The organism is Brooklawnia sp. (assembly GCF_049651565.1).
Lineage (GTDB): Bacteria > Actinomycetota > Actinomycetes > Propionibacteriales > Propionibacteriaceae > Brooklawnia.
Window position 1 is genome coordinate 1 of record NZ_JBASCI010000266.1, and the last position, 16,869, is coordinate 16,869.

The 16,869-nt window shown below is 64.3% G+C and carries 19 protein-coding genes, 1 other RNA gene and 1 pseudogene; 7 read left to right on the top strand and 14 right to left on the bottom strand.

Going from position 1 to position 16,869, the window contains the following annotated elements; genetic code table 11:
• Positions 1-490 (bottom strand): glutamine synthetase beta-grasp domain-containing protein (locus WBL05_RS12910; protein WP_424226463.1); only part of this gene is annotated, 490 nt, incomplete at its 3' end.
• A gap of 68 nt (positions 491-558) precedes the next feature.
• Between WBL05_RS12910 and WBL05_RS12915 the strand changes: the two genes are divergently transcribed.
• From WBL05_RS12915 to WBL05_RS12940, 6 genes and pseudogenes are all read left to right on the top strand, one after another.
• Positions 559-1,404, top strand: a complete 846-nt coding sequence (locus WBL05_RS12915) for a DUF2510 domain-containing protein (RefSeq protein WP_424226464.1) — start codon at positions 559-561, stop codon at positions 1,402-1,404.
• A 45-nt stretch (positions 1,405-1,449) separates the two neighbouring features.
• Positions 1,450-1,548: pseudogene (locus WBL05_RS12920) on the top strand (DUF2510 domain-containing protein); the annotation flags it as partial.
• A 117-nt stretch (positions 1,549-1,665) separates the two neighbouring features.
• Positions 1,666-2,337: a DUF2510 domain-containing protein gene (locus WBL05_RS12925; RefSeq protein ID WP_424226494.1), complete on the top strand. Its 672-nt coding sequence runs from the start codon at positions 1,666-1,668 to the stop codon at positions 2,335-2,337.
• A 26-nt stretch (positions 2,338-2,363) separates the two neighbouring features.
• Positions 2,364-3,164 carry a TetR/AcrR family transcriptional regulator gene (locus tag WBL05_RS12930; protein WP_424226466.1) on the top strand — a complete coding sequence of 267 codons (801 nt, stop codon included), beginning with the start codon at positions 2,364-2,366 and terminating at the stop codon, positions 3,162-3,164.
• Positions 3,165-3,233: 69 nt separating this feature from the next.
• Complete coding sequence (map, locus tag WBL05_RS12935) at positions 3,234-4,088, top strand: type I methionyl aminopeptidase (protein WP_424226492.1); 855 nt, start codon at positions 3,234-3,236, stop codon at positions 4,086-4,088.
• A 192-nt stretch (positions 4,089-4,280) separates the two neighbouring features.
• On the top strand, positions 4,281-5,090 hold the full coding sequence (locus WBL05_RS12940) for a hypothetical protein (RefSeq protein ID WP_424226468.1): 810 nt from the start codon (positions 4,281-4,283) through the stop codon (positions 5,088-5,090).
• Here the strand turns inward: WBL05_RS12940 and WBL05_RS12945 are convergent.
• From WBL05_RS12945 to WBL05_RS12995, 11 genes are all read right to left on the bottom strand, one after another.
• Positions 5,062-5,715, bottom strand: a complete 654-nt coding sequence (locus tag WBL05_RS12945) for a TIGR01906 family membrane protein (RefSeq protein WP_424226469.1) — start codon at positions 5,713-5,715, stop codon at positions 5,062-5,064. The genes WBL05_RS12940 and WBL05_RS12945 overlap by 29 nt on opposite strands.
• Positions 5,716-5,725: 10 nt before the next feature.
• A complete protein-coding gene (locus WBL05_RS12950) occupies positions 5,726-6,604 on the bottom strand; it encodes a phosphoribulokinase (protein ID WP_424226470.1) in 879 nt (292 codons plus the stop codon).
• Positions 6,605-6,618: 14 nt separating this feature from the next.
• Positions 6,619-7,665 carry a hypothetical protein gene (locus tag WBL05_RS12955; RefSeq protein ID WP_424226473.1) on the bottom strand — a complete coding sequence of 349 codons (1,047 nt, stop codon included), beginning with the start codon at positions 7,663-7,665 and terminating at the stop codon, positions 6,619-6,621.
• 7 nt (positions 7,666-7,672) lie between these two features.
• Positions 7,673-9,046 (bottom strand): ribulose-bisphosphate carboxylase, encoded by a 1,374-nt coding sequence (locus tag WBL05_RS12960; protein ID WP_424226475.1) that lies wholly within the window; start codon positions 9,044-9,046, stop codon positions 7,673-7,675.
• A gap of 482 nt (positions 9,047-9,528) precedes the next feature.
• The gene (locus WBL05_RS12965) at positions 9,529-9,858 is read right to left on the bottom strand and encodes a DUF2283 domain-containing protein (RefSeq protein WP_424226477.1); all 330 of its coding nucleotides are present in this window, start codon (positions 9,856-9,858) and stop codon (positions 9,529-9,531) included.
• Between the two features lie 2 nt (positions 9,859-9,860).
• Positions 9,861-10,091 carry a DUF4258 domain-containing protein gene (locus tag WBL05_RS12970; protein ID WP_424226479.1) on the bottom strand — a complete coding sequence of 77 codons (231 nt, stop codon included), beginning with the start codon at positions 10,089-10,091 and terminating at the stop codon, positions 9,861-9,863.
• 3 nt (positions 10,092-10,094) lie between these two features.
• On the bottom strand, positions 10,095-10,520 hold the full coding sequence (locus WBL05_RS12975; protein WP_424226481.1) for a hypothetical protein: 426 nt from the start codon (positions 10,518-10,520) through the stop codon (positions 10,095-10,097).
• A 347-nt stretch (positions 10,521-10,867) separates the two neighbouring features.
• Positions 10,868-11,273: RNase P RNA component class A (rnpB, locus tag WBL05_RS12980), an RNA gene on the bottom strand.
• 19 nt (positions 11,274-11,292) lie between these two features.
• Positions 11,293-11,565, bottom strand: coding sequence for a hypothetical protein (locus tag WBL05_RS12985; protein WP_424226482.1), 273 nt, complete (start codon positions 11,563-11,565; stop codon positions 11,293-11,295).
• Positions 11,566-11,578: 13 nt separating this feature from the next.
• Complete coding sequence (locus tag WBL05_RS12990; protein WP_424226484.1) at positions 11,579-12,628, bottom strand: RNB domain-containing ribonuclease; 1,050 nt, start codon at positions 12,626-12,628, stop codon at positions 11,579-11,581.
• A gap of 115 nt (positions 12,629-12,743) precedes the next feature.
• Complete coding sequence (locus WBL05_RS12995) at positions 12,744-14,441, bottom strand: ABC transporter ATP-binding protein (protein WP_424226486.1); 1,698 nt, start codon at positions 14,439-14,441, stop codon at positions 12,744-12,746.
• A 218-nt stretch (positions 14,442-14,659) separates the two neighbouring features.
• Between WBL05_RS12995 and WBL05_RS13000 the strand changes: the two genes are divergently transcribed.
• Positions 14,660-15,109 carry a MarR family winged helix-turn-helix transcriptional regulator gene (locus tag WBL05_RS13000; protein WP_424226487.1) on the top strand — a complete coding sequence of 150 codons (450 nt, stop codon included), beginning with the start codon at positions 14,660-14,662 and terminating at the stop codon, positions 15,107-15,109.
• 7 nt (positions 15,110-15,116) lie between these two features.
• Here the strand turns inward: WBL05_RS13000 and WBL05_RS13005 are convergent, their stop codons facing one another.
• Positions 15,117-15,857, bottom strand: a complete 741-nt coding sequence (locus WBL05_RS13005; RefSeq protein WP_424226488.1) for a zinc ribbon domain-containing protein — start codon at positions 15,855-15,857, stop codon at positions 15,117-15,119.
• Positions 15,858-16,091: 234 nt separating this feature from the next.
• Positions 16,092-16,733: an HAD family hydrolase gene (locus WBL05_RS13010; RefSeq protein ID WP_424226490.1), complete on the bottom strand. Its 642-nt coding sequence runs from the start codon at positions 16,731-16,733 to the stop codon at positions 16,092-16,094.
• Positions 16,734-16,869 lie beyond the last annotated feature (136 nt).

Genomic DNA, 16,869 nt, shown 5'->3' on the forward strand with positions numbered 1-16,869 from the left:
CGGTGCCCTCGTCCATCGTGGTGTGGTCGAAATAGCCGCCTTGGTCGAGAGCAATTGGTTCGACTCCTGGCGTGATCGGGTTTCGCAGCAGGAAGAACTCGATCTCGGGGTGGGTGTAGAAGGTGAAGCCAAGATCAGCGGCCCGGTTGAGGGCTCGTTTGAGGACATGGCGGGGGTCTGCCATCGCAGGTGAGCCATCGGGCATCGTGATGTCGCAGAACATGCGGGCGGTGCCAGGCCGAGCTCGCCAGGGCAGCAGCTGGAAAGTGGCAGGGTCGGGGTGGGCGATCATGTCTGCCTCGTAGACCCGGGCGTAACCCTCGATCGACGAGCCATCGAACCCGATGCCCTCGCTGAACGCACCCTCGAGTTCGGCCGGCGAGATCGCCACCGACTTCAAGAACCCGAGCACGTCGGTGAACCACAGTCGAATGAACTTGACATCGCGATCCTCGACAGCGCGCAGCACGAACTCGGTTGGGCGATCCATGCATCACAGTGTGCCAGCCCTCCGCGCAATCGAGGTGTTCGGCACCGCGTCGTCCTACGATTCGCACCATGACCGATCGTGGCTGGTACGACGACCCCGATGGCACTCCTTTTCGATTACGCCACTGGGACGGCGAGCAATGGACCCAACACCTGGCGCCGGCCGGCAGCGAGCCAGCTCCAACTGCCGCTGACCGGCCTCGGTCGGGCGCTGGGCTGAAGGCGGCCCTCATTGGGCTGGCGATCCTGACTGCGCTGGGCGGGCTGTACACCATCGGCGTGCTGGCCGGGGTGGTCAGTGGTCCCGGCGCGCCGCCAAGTGGCCGACACCCCGGCCACTTCGACAGCCCGAGCGCCGGCTCGACACCGGTCCTCTACTGTCCGGGCTACTTTTCCGGCGAGCGGGCCGAGACCATCACCGGCGATCCAGAGCGGGTCTACGGTGGTCAACTGTCGATGACCCGGCCACCCGACGCCCAGAGCGAGCCCGTCAGGCTGGCCTTCGCCGACACCCAGGAGATCATCTACTTCGAGGTGCGCGAAGGTTGGATCGCGCCAGCGACCTTGGGCAGGGTCATCGAGGCGGACGGGTACACGGACCTGCCCACAGCCGCCGCCCTGGTGATGCACTGCTTGATTCACGACCCCATGCTCTACCCCGACGCCACCGATCGCATCGAGCTGCACAGTGAAGCCGTGACCGTCGACGGTCACCCAGCCCACCAACTGCGCTACGAAGTGCAGGTGGCCCAACCCGAGCATCCTGAGCTGGCCGGGGACATCGTCGACGTGATCATGGTCGATACCGATGATCAATTCGGTTACAGCTTCTTCTTCGGGGCCTGGCCGATCGACGACGCAGCCATCGAGCAGAGGATCACTGATCTTGCAGACACGTTGCGCGTCGAACGTTGAGTCGCGGGCCAGGCCGTCCCCCCAGGTCCGCATAGACTCGGCACCATGACTTTGCCCGGGTGGTATCCAGACCCGGCTGGCACTGCCGGCCGGTTCCGATTCTGGGACGGTGACTCCTGGTCAGAACACACCACCAACGACCCGGGCACCCCACCACCAGGCCGGTCAGGGCGCCGTGGCCGAGATGGCGACGGTGGCCGGGGCTGGACGTGGCTGATCGTTGGCGTGGCTGCCGTCGCGGTTGTCGCCCTCATCGCCTGGTTGGTCTTCGGCGGCCGCACCGGCGTCAACAAGCCGTTCGAGCCAGCGCAGGAAGACTCCAATTCGTCCACCCCCACCGTCCAGGGCTGGGACGAGACCTCCAAACCCACTCCGCCCCCGACCCAGCACGCCAGTCTCGCCGATTGCCCGATCACTGCGGCCACCGAAGCCACCGATCAGACCAGCGATGGCCGACTGCATTCGGGCAAACTGTCGGTCGAAATGATCAACGGCTGGAGCTACGACAACAGCTTCTACCTGCAATGGGTCTCTGATATGCACACGGTGATCGATCCGGTGCGACCGGGCTGGATAAGCAATATCGGGGTCGGGACGCTCAACGCCGCCGATGGCTTCGTCAGCCCCGAGATCTCTGCCCGGCAAACCTTGGAATGCTTCGCCTCGTCCGGCTATTACATGAACTTCACCAACCGCGTTGACCTGATGGACGAAGCAACCACGATCAGCGGCTACCCGGCCTGGCGGATGCGCGCCGAGGTGCGCATCCGGTCTGCAGACATGCCCGAGATCGAAGGTGATGTGGTCGACATCATCGTGGTCGACCTGGGTGACCCGAACAAGATGGGCCTGTTCGTCTCCAGTGTCACGATCGGTGATACTGCTCGACAAACGAAGGTGGACGCCGCAATAGACACCTTGCGGGTGGGCTGAGCTTTGGCCTCCTATAATCCGCATTGATGTCACCTCAACAACTGACCCCTCGGCAACGCCAGCGGCGTGCGACCATGCAGGCGATCGTGCAATCGGCCCGCCGTCGACTCAACGATGACGATGAGTTGACTATGCGCGCAGTGGCCTCCGACGTGGGGCTGACCGGCCCGGGCCTGTACCGCTATGTGAACTCGATGACCGAGTTGCGGCTGCTGATGGTGCACGACATCATCGGCCAGGCCCGTGACTATCTCGACCGCGCAGGCGAGCGCCACGACAACAGTCTCGCCAAGATCATCGCCGGGGCGGTGGCCTTCCGCAGTTGGGCGCTGCAGTACCCGGCCGAGTTTCGGCTGGCATTCGCCAGCCCCGGGCTGCTGAACAGCTACTCCAGCCAAGAGTTCGCCGACCTGGCCGAACGGACAGCCGCCGAGCGGCTCAATTCGCCGGGGTTGATCGGCGAATACTTCAACCCGTTGCTGAATGACCGGCAGGCGGCCAGCTCGGTGCGATGGCAGTTCGATCCGGCGGTTGTTGGCGCCTTTGAGGCACAGGCGGCGAGCTATTCGACCCAGCTACCGCACTACGCCTATCTGAGGCAGGCCGACAGCCCGGCCCAGGTCTGGGCCTACCTCTACCTGTGGGCCAGGCTTTACGGAGTGGTCGCCTTCGAGGTCTTCAACTACGCCGAACCCGAGACGATCACCACGGGTCTGCTGTTTCGCAACATGATGCTCGAGATGGTGGCCATGGCCGGGGCTCAGCTCGACCTGAAGCGCATCAATGCGCTCATCGATACCGAAATCGCCTTGTCTGGCAGCAACTGATGGCCAGGTTAGGGCTGGCCTAGACTCGATCAGGTGAGTGAGCCGATCAAGCCCTATCCCATCTCTGCCATGCGTCCAGTACCCACCTCGGTCGCCAGACCGCCTTACGTGGGAGTGATGGCCGCCGAGCAGTACGACGGTCCGGACGAACAGTCAGCCGAGGTGATCGAGGCGATGCGCCATGCCGGCCGGATCGCGGCCGACTCGATTCTGGTCGCGGCCGCCGAGATCGCACCCGGAGTGACCACCGACCACCTGGACGCGGTCGCCCACGAGTACCTGGCCGACATGGGCGCCTACCCAGCGTCGCTCGACTATCGCGGCTTTCCCAAGAGCATCTGCACTTCAATCAATGAGGTCATCTGCCATGGGATCCCAGATGCCAGACCGCTGCGCGATGGCGACATCATCAAGATCGACTCGACGGCCTATGTCGACGGCGTCCACGGTGACAACTGCGCCACCTTCTATGTCGGCGAGGTCACCGAACCAGTCCGCCTGCTGTCAGAGCGCACCCGCGAAGCGATGTACCGGGGCATCAAGGCAGTCAAACCCGGGCGTCCGCTTTCGGTGATCGGCCGGGTGATCGAGGCCTACGCCAAACGCTTCGGCTATGGCGTTGTTCGGGAGTACACCGGGCATGGCGTGCATACCGCGTTTCATTCCGGGCTGATCGTGTTGCACTACGACGAACCGGCCCTGAACACCATCATGACCCCGGGCATGACCTTCACGATCGAGCCGATGCTTACACTGGGCAGCGCCCGCACCGCCCTGTGGGATGACGACTGGACAGTGGTGACCCAGGATGGCTCGTGGAGTGCCCAGTTCGAGCAGACGATCGTCGTCACCGACCAGGGCGCTGAGATCCTCACCGTGCCCAGTTCTGGGCAGCATCCTGGGTGGCGATCCGGCCATGATTGATCTGTCGACCATGGCGCAGCCGAGCCAGTGAACGACAGGACGGTGCGGCGGGATTGTGGCCGCACCGTCCTGCGCATGATGTGGTACCGAAGAATGGGGAGGACCACACCCAAGCGGAGGGAGATTCCGCGTAACAATTGTTACGCATCGAAACGGTTCAGTCAACTTGAAAGCGAACGGATATCGGACGAAATGCCCAGTGGAACCGATTCGCGGTGGCGCCGCCGACGATCCGTCGGGCTGCTGCTGGTATTGATCGTGTTGATCAACCTGGCAGTCAATCCGTGGCTGGCCAGGTACCGTTCGCTGATTGTGATGAGCGGCTATGACTGGTGGTTCGAGCGCAAGTCGCTGGCGCACGATGCGGGCGTCCATGTCTCGATGCCGCTGGCCGATGGCGGGCTGTACCCGCGACTGATCACCTACAACTCCGACGCGGCCATGTCGGGCTGGCTGGACGCCCCCGTTCGGTTCACCGTCGACTTCAGCTTCGGCGACTTCGCGCCGTGGCAGGGTCACAGCGTCATCTTCGACCCCGCGGACGAACTGTATGGCAGTTACGTGGGCGCCTACTACCTGCAGGGGCTGGCCGGCCCACTGACGACCAGACAGGTCGAACTGGTCGCCGAGTTCGACCAGCGGGTACTGGCCCTGCCGGCGCTCGGGCTGGCCGCGGCCGATGCCGAGTTCGAGGTGCTGGCCCGCAGCGGCGGGCAGTCGGTGGCCTTCGCCGGCCGCCAGTGGGTCAGCCATGAGGCCCGCCTGCGCACCAACTGTCCCGACCACTCCCCCGGCGGATTCAGCGTCACCGATCTGCAATTCGGCCGACCGCCGGCCACCGCCGCGCACTATCCCAGTTGCGAGATGGCGGCCCGCATCGACGTGACCTACCTGCCTGAACCCGATCTGACGATCGGGCTGTTCATCATGGCCGCCAGCACTGAGACGGTCGACCGGCTCAGCGACCAAGTGGTCAGGCGCGCTGAACTCGTCGAGCGCTGAGCCGGCGTCCGATGACGATGGCAGCCACGGCGAGGGTGATCATCAGCGCCAGGATGGCCAGGGCATTGCGCATGAACAGTGCTTGGGGCAGATAGTTGATGATCGGATCGGTGGCCGGGTCGAAGATCCACAGGTCGTTGTCGAAGGCGATCTGGTGAAAGACGACGAAGGCCCGGTCGAAGTCGACCAACAGCGGGATCGCCAGCACCACCGGGGTCGCCAGCGCGATCAGCGCGCCGCCGGTCAGGAAGCCGGCGCTGCGATGGCGCCGCAACAGCCAACTGCCCACCACCAGCGCAATTACCAGGGCCATCAATCCGCCCTGTACGAAGATCTGGAAGATGTCCTTCGCCTCGGCGAAATGCTGGGCACCGGCCGCCGACATCGGCAGATGCGGTATCACCAACTCGTCCACCCATGGATACAGGCTGTAGTCGATGACCGCGTTGTAGTTGGCCTGCATCTGCTCAGCGCTCAGCGAGTGGCTGTTGACCAGCCCGGCCGAGAACCACCGATAGCTGAACTTCGCGGCCAACACTGCGGTGACCGAGCCGCCCAGGATCGTCCCGGCCACCGCAATCGCTGCGACCACACTCGCCAAGCGCTGCAACTCCAGTCTAGCCACCGCCCAGACTCTACCCGCGGCGCTTGCGCGCTGTTTCCACCAACCGCCAGATCATCGGCGTGAAGATCAGTTGCATGGCCAGTTCCATCTTGCCGCCGGGCACCACCAGCGAATTGGCCCGCGACATGAAAGAGCCGTCCAGCATCGACAACAGATAGGGGAAGTCGATGCCGCGCGGATTCTTGAACCTGATCACCGCCATCGACTCGTCCGGTGTTGGGATGGTACGGGCGATGAACGGATTCGAGGTATCAACCAACGGCACCCGCTGGAAGTTGATGTGGGTGCGCGAGAACTGCGGGCAGATGTAGTTCACGTAGTCGGGCATCCGCCGCAGGATGGTGTCGGTGATGGCCTCGGTGCTGTAGCCCCGCTTGGTCTTGTCGCGGTGGTGCTTCTGGATCCATTCGAGATTGATGGCAGGCACCACTCCGATGCACAGGTCGACATGGCGGGCCACGTCCACCGACTCGGTCTGCACGGCACCATGCAGACCCTCGTAATACAACAGATCGGTGTTCTCGGGCAGATCGACGTAGTCGGTGAAAGTGCCAGGTGGGCCACCGAACTCGACGGCCTCCTGTTCATCATGGATGTACTCCCGGTACTGGCCGGTACCTGTCTCGCCGTAGCCGCGGAACAACTCCTCGAGTTCGTCGAGCAGATTGGCGTCCGGCCCGAAATGACTGAAGTGGTCATTGCCCTCGGCGGCGGCCCGCGCGAAGGCGTCCTTCATGCCCGCGCGGTCGTAGGCGTGGAAGGAGTCACCGTGAATGATGGCTGGGCGTACACCTTCCCGAGTGAAGATGCCCTGAAAGGTCTCGGTGACCGAACTGGTGCCAGCGCCGGACGACCCAGTGATGGCGACGATTGGGTGTTTGACAGACATGTGGCTTCGACCTTTCAGTCAATGAACAGGCTGCGATGGTGGAACAGTGGGTAGGCGACCTCGGCGTCGAGGCCCTTCTCATGGTCATCGATGTAGCCGATCAGGCGTTCGACCTCGACGGTTTCACCGAGGTACATCGGCACGCGCTCATCCAGCGCGGTCGGCACCCGATCCAGCAACCGAGCCGTACCGGTGGTTGCCGTGCCGCCTGCCTGCTCGGCCAGGAAGGCCATCGGTGCGGCGGTGTACAACAACGGCGCCAACCAGGTCTGCGGACGTTCGGTTGGTGGTACCAGGAAGATGCCGCCACTGTTGAGCATCCGGAAGACTCCGACGACCGCCGAGGCATTCCAGCGCATCACGTACTGGTGACCACGCGGCCCGTCGGCGCCGAGCAGGCACTCGTCGACGAAGCGGCGCACGGGCGCTGGCCAGAACTTGGCCTCGGACGCGTTGATCGTCAGCACATGGGCACCGCCGGGGATCTGCATGTCCGGATGGGTCAACACGAAGTTGCCGACTTCACGATCGAGGGTGAACCCCTGGACGCCCGCCCCCGTGGTCAAGACCAACAAGGTACGTGGGCCGAACAGGACCAGACCAGCGCAGACCTGCTGCGAGCCGGGCTGGCAGAAGTCGCCCGCAGTGATCTCGGTCTGGCGGGGTTCGAGTTGCAATAGCGAGAAGGTGGCGCCCACCGAGAGGTTGTCGTCCAGATTGCCCAGACCATGCATGGCATCGACCAGCAGGAGGAAACGGCCGCCGGTTGAAACCTGGTTGATGTGTGGCCGCCCAGCCACCGAAACCGCCGCCAACTCGGGCAGATCGGCCACTTGGGACAGCAGGACGTCGGTGGCGCTGTGCCGTAGAGCGCGCTTGTACTCGCTGGCCGTGGGCGCTGGCGCCTTGGTGTGGCCCTGGACGATCAGTGGTCCCCGGCTGACCGCGGCCGCGGTGATCTTCATGGCCACGGCCACTGCGCTGAGGATGCGCGCATGATCCTGCTGGTCGGGAGCGCGGCCCACGCCCAGCAGGTAACGCGTCAACGTCGGTGCAGGCATGAGCGCATCAGCCTTCCAGCCGGTCCCGCCAGCCGGGGTACAGCCGGTCGGCGTCAGCAGGGAAGGAGACGAAGGCCCGAGCGAAATCGCGATGGGTGGTGGCCCATTCGATCGGGTCGGCCCCGGCCTGCCAGCACTCGTATGCCTGGCGCAGGGAGCGCGCACCGGCGCTGGGGCCGTCGATGTGACCGTAGGCCCCGCCACCAGCGGTGTTGATGAAGTTCGCATGCCCCAAGTTGTCGAACAGGCCAGGCAGCCGCAGCGCATTCATGCCACCGGAGATGATCGGAACCGTCGGCTTCATGCCGTACCAGTTCTGGAAGTAGACCGGCCCCTGATATTCGTCGCGCTCGCAGATGTAGGACACTGCGCGGTCATCGCGCTCGCCCTCCATCTTTCCGAAGCCCATGGTGCCCACATGCATGCCAGAGGCACCCTGCAGTCGAGACATCTTGGCCAACACGTAGGCGGTGTAGCCGCGCTTTGAACTGGGCGAGGTGACCATGCCATGGCCGGCCCGGTGGTAATGCAAGAACTGCTGAGGGAAGGCGCGCCGCGCGGTGGTGACCGCGGTGGGACCACCGACGAAGCCGTCGACCAGGAAGGCCACCTTGTCGGCATCCGGGCCGAAGGCCTGCAGGATGAACTCACCTCGGGCGACCATCTCGTGCGGATCATCGGCGGTGATATTGGCCGAGAAGAGCTTGGCCTCGCCGGTTTCGTCCATCGCGCGCTTCATCGCGTCATAGACCAGCGGGATGGTGGTGCGCATTGGCGCGAAGACCTGGTTGCCCTGCGGTTCGTCGTTCTTGATGAAGTCGCCGCCCAGCCAGAAATCGTAGGCCGCGTTGGCGAATGGCTCGGGCCGCAGACCCAACTTCGGTTTGACGATGGTGCCGGCGATGTAGCCGCCATCGACCACCGGACGCCCAAGTGTGCGCCACATATCGGCGATCCCATGGCTCGGCCCGTCGAACAACTCGATGGCGCGCCGTGGCATGTAGAAGTCGAACATCTTGGCGTAGGCGATATCGCCCATGCCCTGGTTGTTGCCGATGGTCAAGGTCAGGAACGACACCAGCATCATGCGACCGTCGGTGATGTTGCGGTCGAACAGATCAAGTGGGTAGGCGATGCGAATCTCTTCGGACGCCTCGTCGGCGTGGTAGACCAATGCGTCGACGCCCTTGGTGAAGTCGTCGGTGGTCGAGACCTCGACATTGGTGCCGGTCGATGATTCGGCGGCGAAGTGGGCGGCAGCCTCGAGATAGCCGGTACCGGCCTTGGGCGCCATGTGATAGGCGCACAGGATGTGGCGGCCATCAGCAATGAGTTGGGCCTCGCCGAGGGCAAGGTCTACGTAGCGAGCGGTCTGGTCCATCAGTGCGTCTCCTCTCACGCCAACGTCAGCGCGGGTCGCCGACGGGCAACGCTTCGATGTCAACTGTCGGAGTACTTCTTCGGTTCCTGAGTCCATCCTAGGGGAGGCTGCACGTTTGAACATAGCCGCTGCACGAACGTGCAGGGGCTGCGGCCATTGCTGGTCTGATGTGGGGACTAGCCGGGTTTCACGTCTGGGCGTGAATCGTGTGACCGCCTGTTGAGACTGATCGCCAATAGGCACGATTGGCTCGCACAGGCCAAGAATGCCGACTCACCGAAGGGTGAGGAACTTCGATCAAGCTCGCCGACACCCCTTGGCCTGAATCCACGGATGCTTGCCGTGACGAGCGGCACCAGACGGGTGGTGGCAAGGAGCGCCTCGCGAAGGCAGACTGGACCTCTGCCGAGCGGGGACGACGCACCCAGCGTGCCCAACTGGGGACGCGCAGTAGGCAATGATCGCCTATTTTCAGGCTTAGGTCAGCAGGGCTGCAGTAGACCTCTGGTGGCCCCGGATGAGTTCGTCTTCGCATCCCGAGTAGCTATCCGCGCTTCAAAGGTGGTCACCAGAGGGCTGACCGCACGCAAAACATCCACTGTGGAGCTCGGGATGTGATACTCCCGAACAAGCTGGTCAAACGGGATTTCCACATCCAGTTCCAGCACCTCGATGCCAACAGCGACGTTGAACTCGTCCAAGTCAACAAGCACGCCGCGTGACACATTCACGGTGCTCGCAACGGCGCCATCACCGAGCCGCAGGTAGGCAGCGTCCGCGTCACGGTCGATGGTCAGCACAGCATTGGTCATGGTCACTCCCTCCAAGCCGTTGACTTAACAACGATAGTAGACGCTGGTGGCCAAGGTGCGACCACCCAAACAACCAAGATCCCTTGAGCAAGCCGCCGTTCCAGCCGGACGCTGCGGTGGCTCGGATCGTCGGTGGCCGAATCAGGTTGGACCAACACCTCAGCCACGTTCGCATCGACGATGTGTCGCTCTCTCATCCGATCGCGTGCGTGGCTGGTGAGTTTGAACCGCATTTCTCACCCGACGGGCACGAACTCGAAAACTAGCCGGCGAACTTGTACGCCATCGAGGTAGATCAGGATCTCAGCTTCCCCGTAGGCGCCTGGGGCCATCTGCGTGTTGAAGGCGAGCATTGCGTGGCTGCGACCATCGCCGTATTCGGTGTGCAGCGCGGGCTCAACCTCACTGACCAGTTCCAGTCGCATCCCACCCGGCGTGGATACGACGAGCTTCATCTCGGCGCGCCGGGCGCCGTCTCGAAATCTGATCCGGCCAGCGATGGCAAAGTCGACCGGTAGTGCCGGGTCCATGATGACGAGGCGAAGGAAACCGGCGTCAAGGATGGTGAGGGTTCCATCTGCGTTGATTCGCGCAAAGGTGGCGAGAGTTGCGTAATCGAGTTCGGCATAGCCGCCCTCTGCCAGGTCAATCTGTTTGGCCACCGCTGAATCCTCCTAATCGGCTTGTTCGCGTGATTGTTGAATCATGGCCTTGATGTCTTGTTCCCATCAGGTCGCCCAGATTTCGCACCTCGCATAGTGAGCCGACGCCGCCGGAAACACCCATACGACTTTCGCGATTCTAGAACACGAAGTAGGAATAGAGCCGAGCACACACCAACGCATGGAGGCCTGACTAGGAGAATCGAAATGAAACGGGCCACTTGCGGGTTCGTTTGGTTGCTTCCTGGTCTGCCATCAATGACCGGCTTGCGCGCCGCACTTTCCGAACTCACTCCTGCAAACACAAGTCCAAACGATCAACATCGACGCCAACAGGAGGCTAAGGAAGGACGAGCCGGCCTGTAAGCCGGATCCTGTGCCTCGAAGAGGCGGTGATCATCCATCTGTGACCGCCGTTGCCGGCGGCCTCCGTCAGGGGTTTGCACCCCGGACGTGCGACCTACCCGAAAGCTCGGGCGGGCCGCCCTCAATCGCTTCCGCAGACGCCCGCAGGCGTCCTCTTGGTCTTGCTCCGGGTGGGGTTTGCCGTGCCGCCGCTGTCACCAGCGCGCGCGGTGGTCTCTTACACGCACCGTTTCACCCTTACCCTTACCAGCACCCGTGGGCGCGGTTCGGGCGGTTTGTTTTCTGTGGCACTTTCCCGCGGGTCACCCCGGGTGGGTGTTACCCACCACCCTGCCCTGTGGAGTCCGGACTTTCCTCAGCTTGCGCCGCGATCACCCGGCCGACTCGTCCAACCAGCAATTCTACTTCAGGCGGGCACAAACAGCACTTTGCCGGTTCGAACGTCGGCCCGTTGCAGGCGCAGGATCTGCTCGACACCCAGTTCGAGACCAGCTCCGGCCACCGGCGCCTCCACCGCGAGTCGTGGGATCGAGGCGACTCCACGGTCACGGCGGCGCTCGTCCAGGTCGATGATGGTGCCGGCGAAGGTTCTGCCCTCGCGACCCTGCAACACCAGTGCCTCGACCAGATCGACCACTGCCCGTTCGAACCGCTTGGCCCGGCGATCGGATTGGGCCATCTGCGCAGGCAGCTCATCGAGAGCCGCCAAGACCCACTCGGGGGCGGGATCGCCAGCAGCCAATGCCGCACACAGCGCGCCGACATAGCGGTCGACCAGGCGTCGAAGCGGAGCCGTGGCATGCGCATAGGGGGGCCGCCAGTGCGCCATGGACGAGTTGCTTGCCCTCTTGGCCATTGATCACGGTGTAGCTCGCCCCACGAAACAGCGTGGTGCTGGCATTCAGCATCGCCTGCCCGTCGGGTTCGGACGCGTCCAGTGACCGAACAAACTCCGGGTAGCCCATGACTCCCGGCCAATGCAGATGCAGCGATTTCGCGACTCGGCGCAGCCGCTCGACGTCGACCTGCCGCGCGGGAGGCAGCGTGCGCAAGACCCCAACGCCTTCGGCCAGCATCAGCTGAGCGGCACTGAGCCCGGTGAGCAGCGAGATCTGGGCATTCCAGCCCTCCACCGGCAGCACGCGCCGAAACTCCAGGTGCCAGTTCTGGTCGTTGGCAACCACTTCCTGGTCGGGCAGATTGAGGCTGACCCCGCCACGCTCGATCTCGACCTGTTGGCGCGCCAGTCCAACCTCGCGCAGCAGTTGCAAGGATTCGGACGCTGCGCCAGCGTCCAGATCGGCCTGCGCCTGGGCGTAGCTCAGCTGGGCGGCGACGACAACATCAGCCTTGAGCACCTCCAGATCGACCACCTCACCGGCTGCGGCCAGGTCGATGCGCCAGACCACGGCTGGCCGCGCCGTCTGGTCGGCCAACAGGCTGGCCGCTTTCTCGCTGAGAGCAGGTGGGTGCAGCGGGACGCGCCAGGTGGGCCCGTAGAAGGTTTGGCCGCGACGTTGGGCCTCCAGATCGATCGCCCCACCCGGCCGCAGCCAGGCAGCCAGATCGGTGATGGCATACCAGACCCGAAAGCCAGCGCCCCGGCGTTCGATGTGCAGCGCCTGGTCCAGGTCGGTCGACCCGGGCGGGTCGATGGCGATCAATGGCAATTTGGTCAGGTCGGTGCGCACCGAACGGTCGATCGGGCCGGTACGGGCCAACTGATCGGCCTCGGCGAGCACATCGGCCTCGAAGTCACCTGGCAGGTTCAGCTCGTCGGCCAGCTTCTGTAGACCGGCAACCAGTTGGGGTGGTGCGTCCGGCACCTGGACGTGGCGGATCGGCATGCATCCGAACCTAGTCGGTCGATGCACCGCCTGGGGCATGTCCAGCCGCGACGAAACCGGCATAGCGTCCGCCCTGGGCGATCAACTCGTCGTGTGCCCCGATTTCGACGATGCGGCCGGCCTCGAGCACCACGATCTGATCTGCTCCGCGCAAGGTACCCAACCGATGGGCAATCGTGAGCGTGGTGCGGCCGACCGCAAGTTCGTCCAGGGCGGCCTGCAGTTCGCGTTCCGTTGCCGAGTCGAGGGCGCTGGTGGCCTCGTCGAGCACCAGCACCCGCGGATTGCGCAGCAGGGTGCGGGCCACAGCCAACCGTTGCCGCTCTCCCCCACTGAATCGATGGCCGCGGGCTCCCACGATTGTGTCCAGCCCGTTGGGTAGTTCGGCCACCAACCCATCGATGCGCGCGGTGGCCAGCGCCTGCCAAAGCTCGGCATCGGTGGCCTGCGGATCTGCCTGTAGCAGGTTCGCGCGCAGAGTGTCATGGGTCAGGTAGGTCTCCTGGCTGACCACGCCGACGACCGCAGCCAGATCGACCGGATCGAGATCGCGCAGATCAATGCCGTCGATGGTGATGCGTCCGCTTGTCGGATCGGCCAGCCGCGAGATCAACGCCGCTGCGGTCGACTTTCCCGAACCGGTGGCCCCCACCAGCCCCACGCTGCCCCCGGACGGCACCTCTAGCTCGAAGTCGACCAAGGCTGGCGCCTCGGCGTCGGGGTACTGATAGCTGACCTTGTCGAAGTGGATCTCGCCAGCTACCCGGGACGGGTCGATCTTGACCGGGTTCGTGGGTGCCGGCACGCCAGGCACCAGGTCGAGATAGCCGAAGACCCTACTGAACACAGCCATCGAGGCCACCCATTCGGCGCCGATGTTCAGCAGCCCCATGATGGGCCGGAAGATCTGGGTTTGCAGGGTGGTGACGGCGACGACGGTGCCGATGGTCAACCCGCCCGACGCCGGGCCGAGCCCGGCCGCCAGGTAGATGATCGCGGGCAGGGCGGCGAACACGATACTCATGGTGGCCATCCGCCAGCGGCCAGCGAGCTGCGAACGCAGATCAAGGTCGACCAGCCGATCGGAAACATCGCTGAAGCTTTGGACCCGAGCCTCGGCAGCACCCAATGTCTTGGTCAACAGCGCCCCCGACACGCTCAGCGATTCGTCCACCTGACCGTGCATGGCAGCCAAGGTGCGCTGCCGAGCGCTGGTCAGATCGCGGCGGATGAGCGCAACCCGACGGGTTGCGAGAATCGCCGGTGGCAGCACCAGCAGACTGATGATGCTCAGCCGCCAGTCGAGCAGAACCATTGCGATGGCCGTTGCCACAGCGGTGGTGAAGTTGGTCGCCACTGCGGTGGCCGTGCTGGTCAGGATCGATTGCAGGCTCGCGATGTCGTTGACCAACCTCGACTGGATCTCGCCGCTTCGGGTGTGCTTGAAGAAGTCCATCGATTGGCGCTGTACGTTGGCGAAGACGTCGACGCGCAGTTCGTGCATGACACGCTGCCCGATTGAACTGGCCCACCAGGTCTGCAGGACGCCACCGAAGGCGGTGAGGGTCGCGATGCCGATCATGCCGGCAACGGCGGCCACCAGCAGCCGCTGGTCGCGATTGGGCAGGGCATCGTCGATCACTGCGCGCAGCAAGAACGGTTGGCCCATGCCGATCGTGGCCACGGCCACGATGAGGCCCAGCAGCACAACGAGCCGCCACCGCTGGCGGGCGAACAGAGCCCCCAGCCGAGCCAACTTGACGGGTGATTCAGCCAGTTGAGCCCGGTCTGCCGGATCAATGCGCCTGGGGCCTCTAATGAACCCGAGATCATGGGTGACCGTCATCTGGTGACCTCCTCACCCTACGATATACTGTGGTTACCTTATTGAGAGGTTACCTCAGCACTTTCAGGGAGGCAAACCGTATGGAAGCCGCCGAGCACCGCCGGATGACCGAGATCGACGACCTCGGCGAGCTGTTCTCACGGGTCAGCCGCAGGTTTCGGCGCGCCACCCTGGCCGCCCTTGAACCCTGCGGCATCAATCCTCACCAGGCGCGGGCACTGCGCATGGTGATCCGACACGGACCGTTGCGTCCCAGCCAGCTTGCCCAGATTCTGGGCATCGCGCTGCGCTCGACCACCCAGGTCGTCGACGACCTGGTCGAGTTGGGCCTGCTCACTCGCGTGGCCGACCCCGTCGATCGGCGGGCAGTGCTGGTCAGTGCCAGCCCGGCCGGGATCCAGCGGGCCGAGCAGATCAGCGCGATCAGGGGACAGCAGGCGCACGAACTGCTGGGTGGCCTGAGCGTTGACGATCGGGCCGAGCTGCGGCGGCTACTGCTGATCCTCGAAACCGGGCAGGCTGCCCGCTGACCCGAATCTAAAGCCCCGATTGGTCAGTGCGCACCAGGATGCGTCCGCATTCCTCGCAGCGCAGCACCTCGGCTGGCGTGGCGTTGGCATGACGGTTCAGTTCTGCCACGTCGAGTTCCAGCCCACAACCGGTGCAGCGCCTGGCCCGCAGTTCAGCCGCCCCGGTGCCGTTGTTGCGGGCCGCGATCTTGTCGTATAGCGCCACCAACTCGGACGGCAACCCGGCCACCAACTGGGTGCGTTGCAGATCGAGGTTGCTGATCTGGCCGTCGAGGTCACGCCCGGCGCTGTCGCGGCTCGCCAGAAGTTCGCGCATCTGCTGTTCGATGGTCGTCTTCTTCGCGATCAGCTGATCGCGAACGGCGGTCTCGTCCTCGACCGTCTGCATGATGTCGAGTTGGTTGTCCTCAAGCTTGGTGATGCGTCCGCGCAAGTGTGCAGTCTCGTCGATCAGCGACTGCAGCGCCTTGGCGTCGACGCCACCTTCGTCGATCAGCTTCTGGTTACGCTCGAGCCGCGCCCGCGCCGGTTCGAGGTCGGACTCGACTCGCTCCTGCTCGGTCTCAGCATCGCCGAGCCTGGTCTGGCTCGCCACCACCTGCTCGCCAAGCTGGGCGCGCTGCGCGGCCAAGGTGGCCAGTTGGGCGTGCTCGGGCAAGGTCTGCTTGCGGTGCTGGAGTTGGGCCACCTGGGTTGCCAGGTCGGCCATCAGCAGCAACGCGCGCTGGGCGCTGGGGTCAGCTTGCATCGATCTACCTCCGTTAGGCGCAGCCTAGTGGGGCCGACGCAGCCAGTGGCAGGGGTGCGCATATCGACCTGCTCGCGTTTCCGGGACACGCCCGTCCCGCCGGTTGAGCCGGGACGCGTCGCGTCCCGTGTCGAAACCTCTGTTGTTTGGTCACCTGGTTTCGACGCGGCGACTGCGTCGCCGGCTCAACCGGCGTTCTCTGACGCGGGCGGCTCAACTGTCGTGAGCGCGCGGTCAGCGTCCAAGCACCCAGTCGGTGAAGACTGCCACATCATCGAAGTGCACATCGGACTGCCCGATCAGTTGCCGCCGCGGGTTGCGGGCCCACAGCACCAGGGCCGACCGCACCCCAGCTGCCTGCGCGAGCTGCAGATCATGGGCGGTGTCGCCGACATAGACCGTCCGGGCCGGATCAGCGCCCATCTGTTGCATCGCGGCGATCAGGCCATCGGGGGCGGGTTTCGGCTCGGCAACCAGATCACCGGCCACCACAGTGCTGAAGTAGTCGACCAACCCCATCTCGGCCAGGATCACCAAGGCCGGGCGCAACGCCCTGGCAGTGTAGATGCCCAGCCGAAGACCAGATTCCTGCAACTGCCCCAGCATCTGCGAAACGCCAGCGATCGGCGGCACGGCAGTAAGGGTTTGGGCCTTCAAATGGTCGAGGTACAACTGCTCGTCGGCCACCGTCAGCGGCCGCTCGATCATCGCAGCGATCACATCGAAATCAGGTGGCCCGAACCGGTCGGACGCGTCCTCGGCGCTGAACTCGCGGCCAGCCAACCGACTGGCCACCTCGCGGATGCCTTCGGCCAAGAAATCCATCGAATCGGTCAGGGTGCCATCCATGTCGAAGATGACGGTGTCAGCCTGCACGGCTACCTCCTACCCGAGTTCCGCAGTTGGTGGGCATTCGGGCGGGTCTGAGCGAGCATTGATGCTTGTCACAGGGTTTCGGGGGTCCCGGAACGGCTGAAAACGGTGGGCACACGATTTGTCGTGTCGGGCTTGT

What these genes read in the sequence shown, in the direction of transcription:
- WBL05_RS12930 (WP_424226466.1), top strand. Translation starts at nt 2,364, where the DNA reads ATGTCACCTCAACAACTGACCCCTCGGCAACGCCAGCGGCGTGCGACC.
- WBL05_RS13000 (WP_424226487.1), top strand. Translation starts at nt 14,660, where the DNA reads ATGGAAGCCGCCGAGCACCGCCGGATGACCGAGATCGACGACCTCGGC.
- WBL05_RS12950 (WP_424226470.1), bottom strand. Translation starts at nt 6,604, where the DNA reads ATGTCTGTCAAACACCCAATCGTCGCCATCACTGGGTCGTCCGGCGCT.
- WBL05_RS13005 (WP_424226488.1), bottom strand. Translation starts at nt 15,857, where the DNA reads ATGCAAGCTGACCCCAGCGCCCAGCGCGCGTTGCTGCTGATGGCCGAC.
- WBL05_RS12970 (WP_424226479.1), bottom strand. Translation starts at nt 10,091, where the DNA reads ATGCGGTTCAAACTCACCAGCCACGCACGCGATCGGATGAGAGAGCGA.
- WBL05_RS12965 (WP_424226477.1), bottom strand. Translation starts at nt 9,858, where the DNA reads ATGACCAATGCTGTGCTGACCATCGACCGTGACGCGGACGCTGCCTAC.
- WBL05_RS12940 (WP_424226468.1), top strand. Translation starts at nt 4,281, where the DNA reads ATGCCCAGTGGAACCGATTCGCGGTGGCGCCGCCGACGATCCGTCGGG.
- WBL05_RS12960 (WP_424226475.1), bottom strand. Translation starts at nt 9,046, where the DNA reads ATGGACCAGACCGCTCGCTACGTAGACCTTGCCCTCGGCGAGGCCCAA.
- WBL05_RS12985 (WP_424226482.1), bottom strand. Translation starts at nt 11,565, where the DNA reads ATGGCCCAATCCGATCGCCGGGCCAAGCGGTTCGAACGGGCAGTGGTC.
- map (WP_424226492.1), top strand. Translation starts at nt 3,234, where the DNA reads ATGCGTCCAGTACCCACCTCGGTCGCCAGACCGCCTTACGTGGGAGTG.
- WBL05_RS12915 (WP_424226464.1), top strand. Translation starts at nt 559, where the DNA reads ATGACCGATCGTGGCTGGTACGACGACCCCGATGGCACTCCTTTTCGA.
- WBL05_RS12955 (WP_424226473.1), bottom strand. Translation starts at nt 7,665, where the DNA reads ATGCCTGCACCGACGTTGACGCGTTACCTGCTGGGCGTGGGCCGCGCT.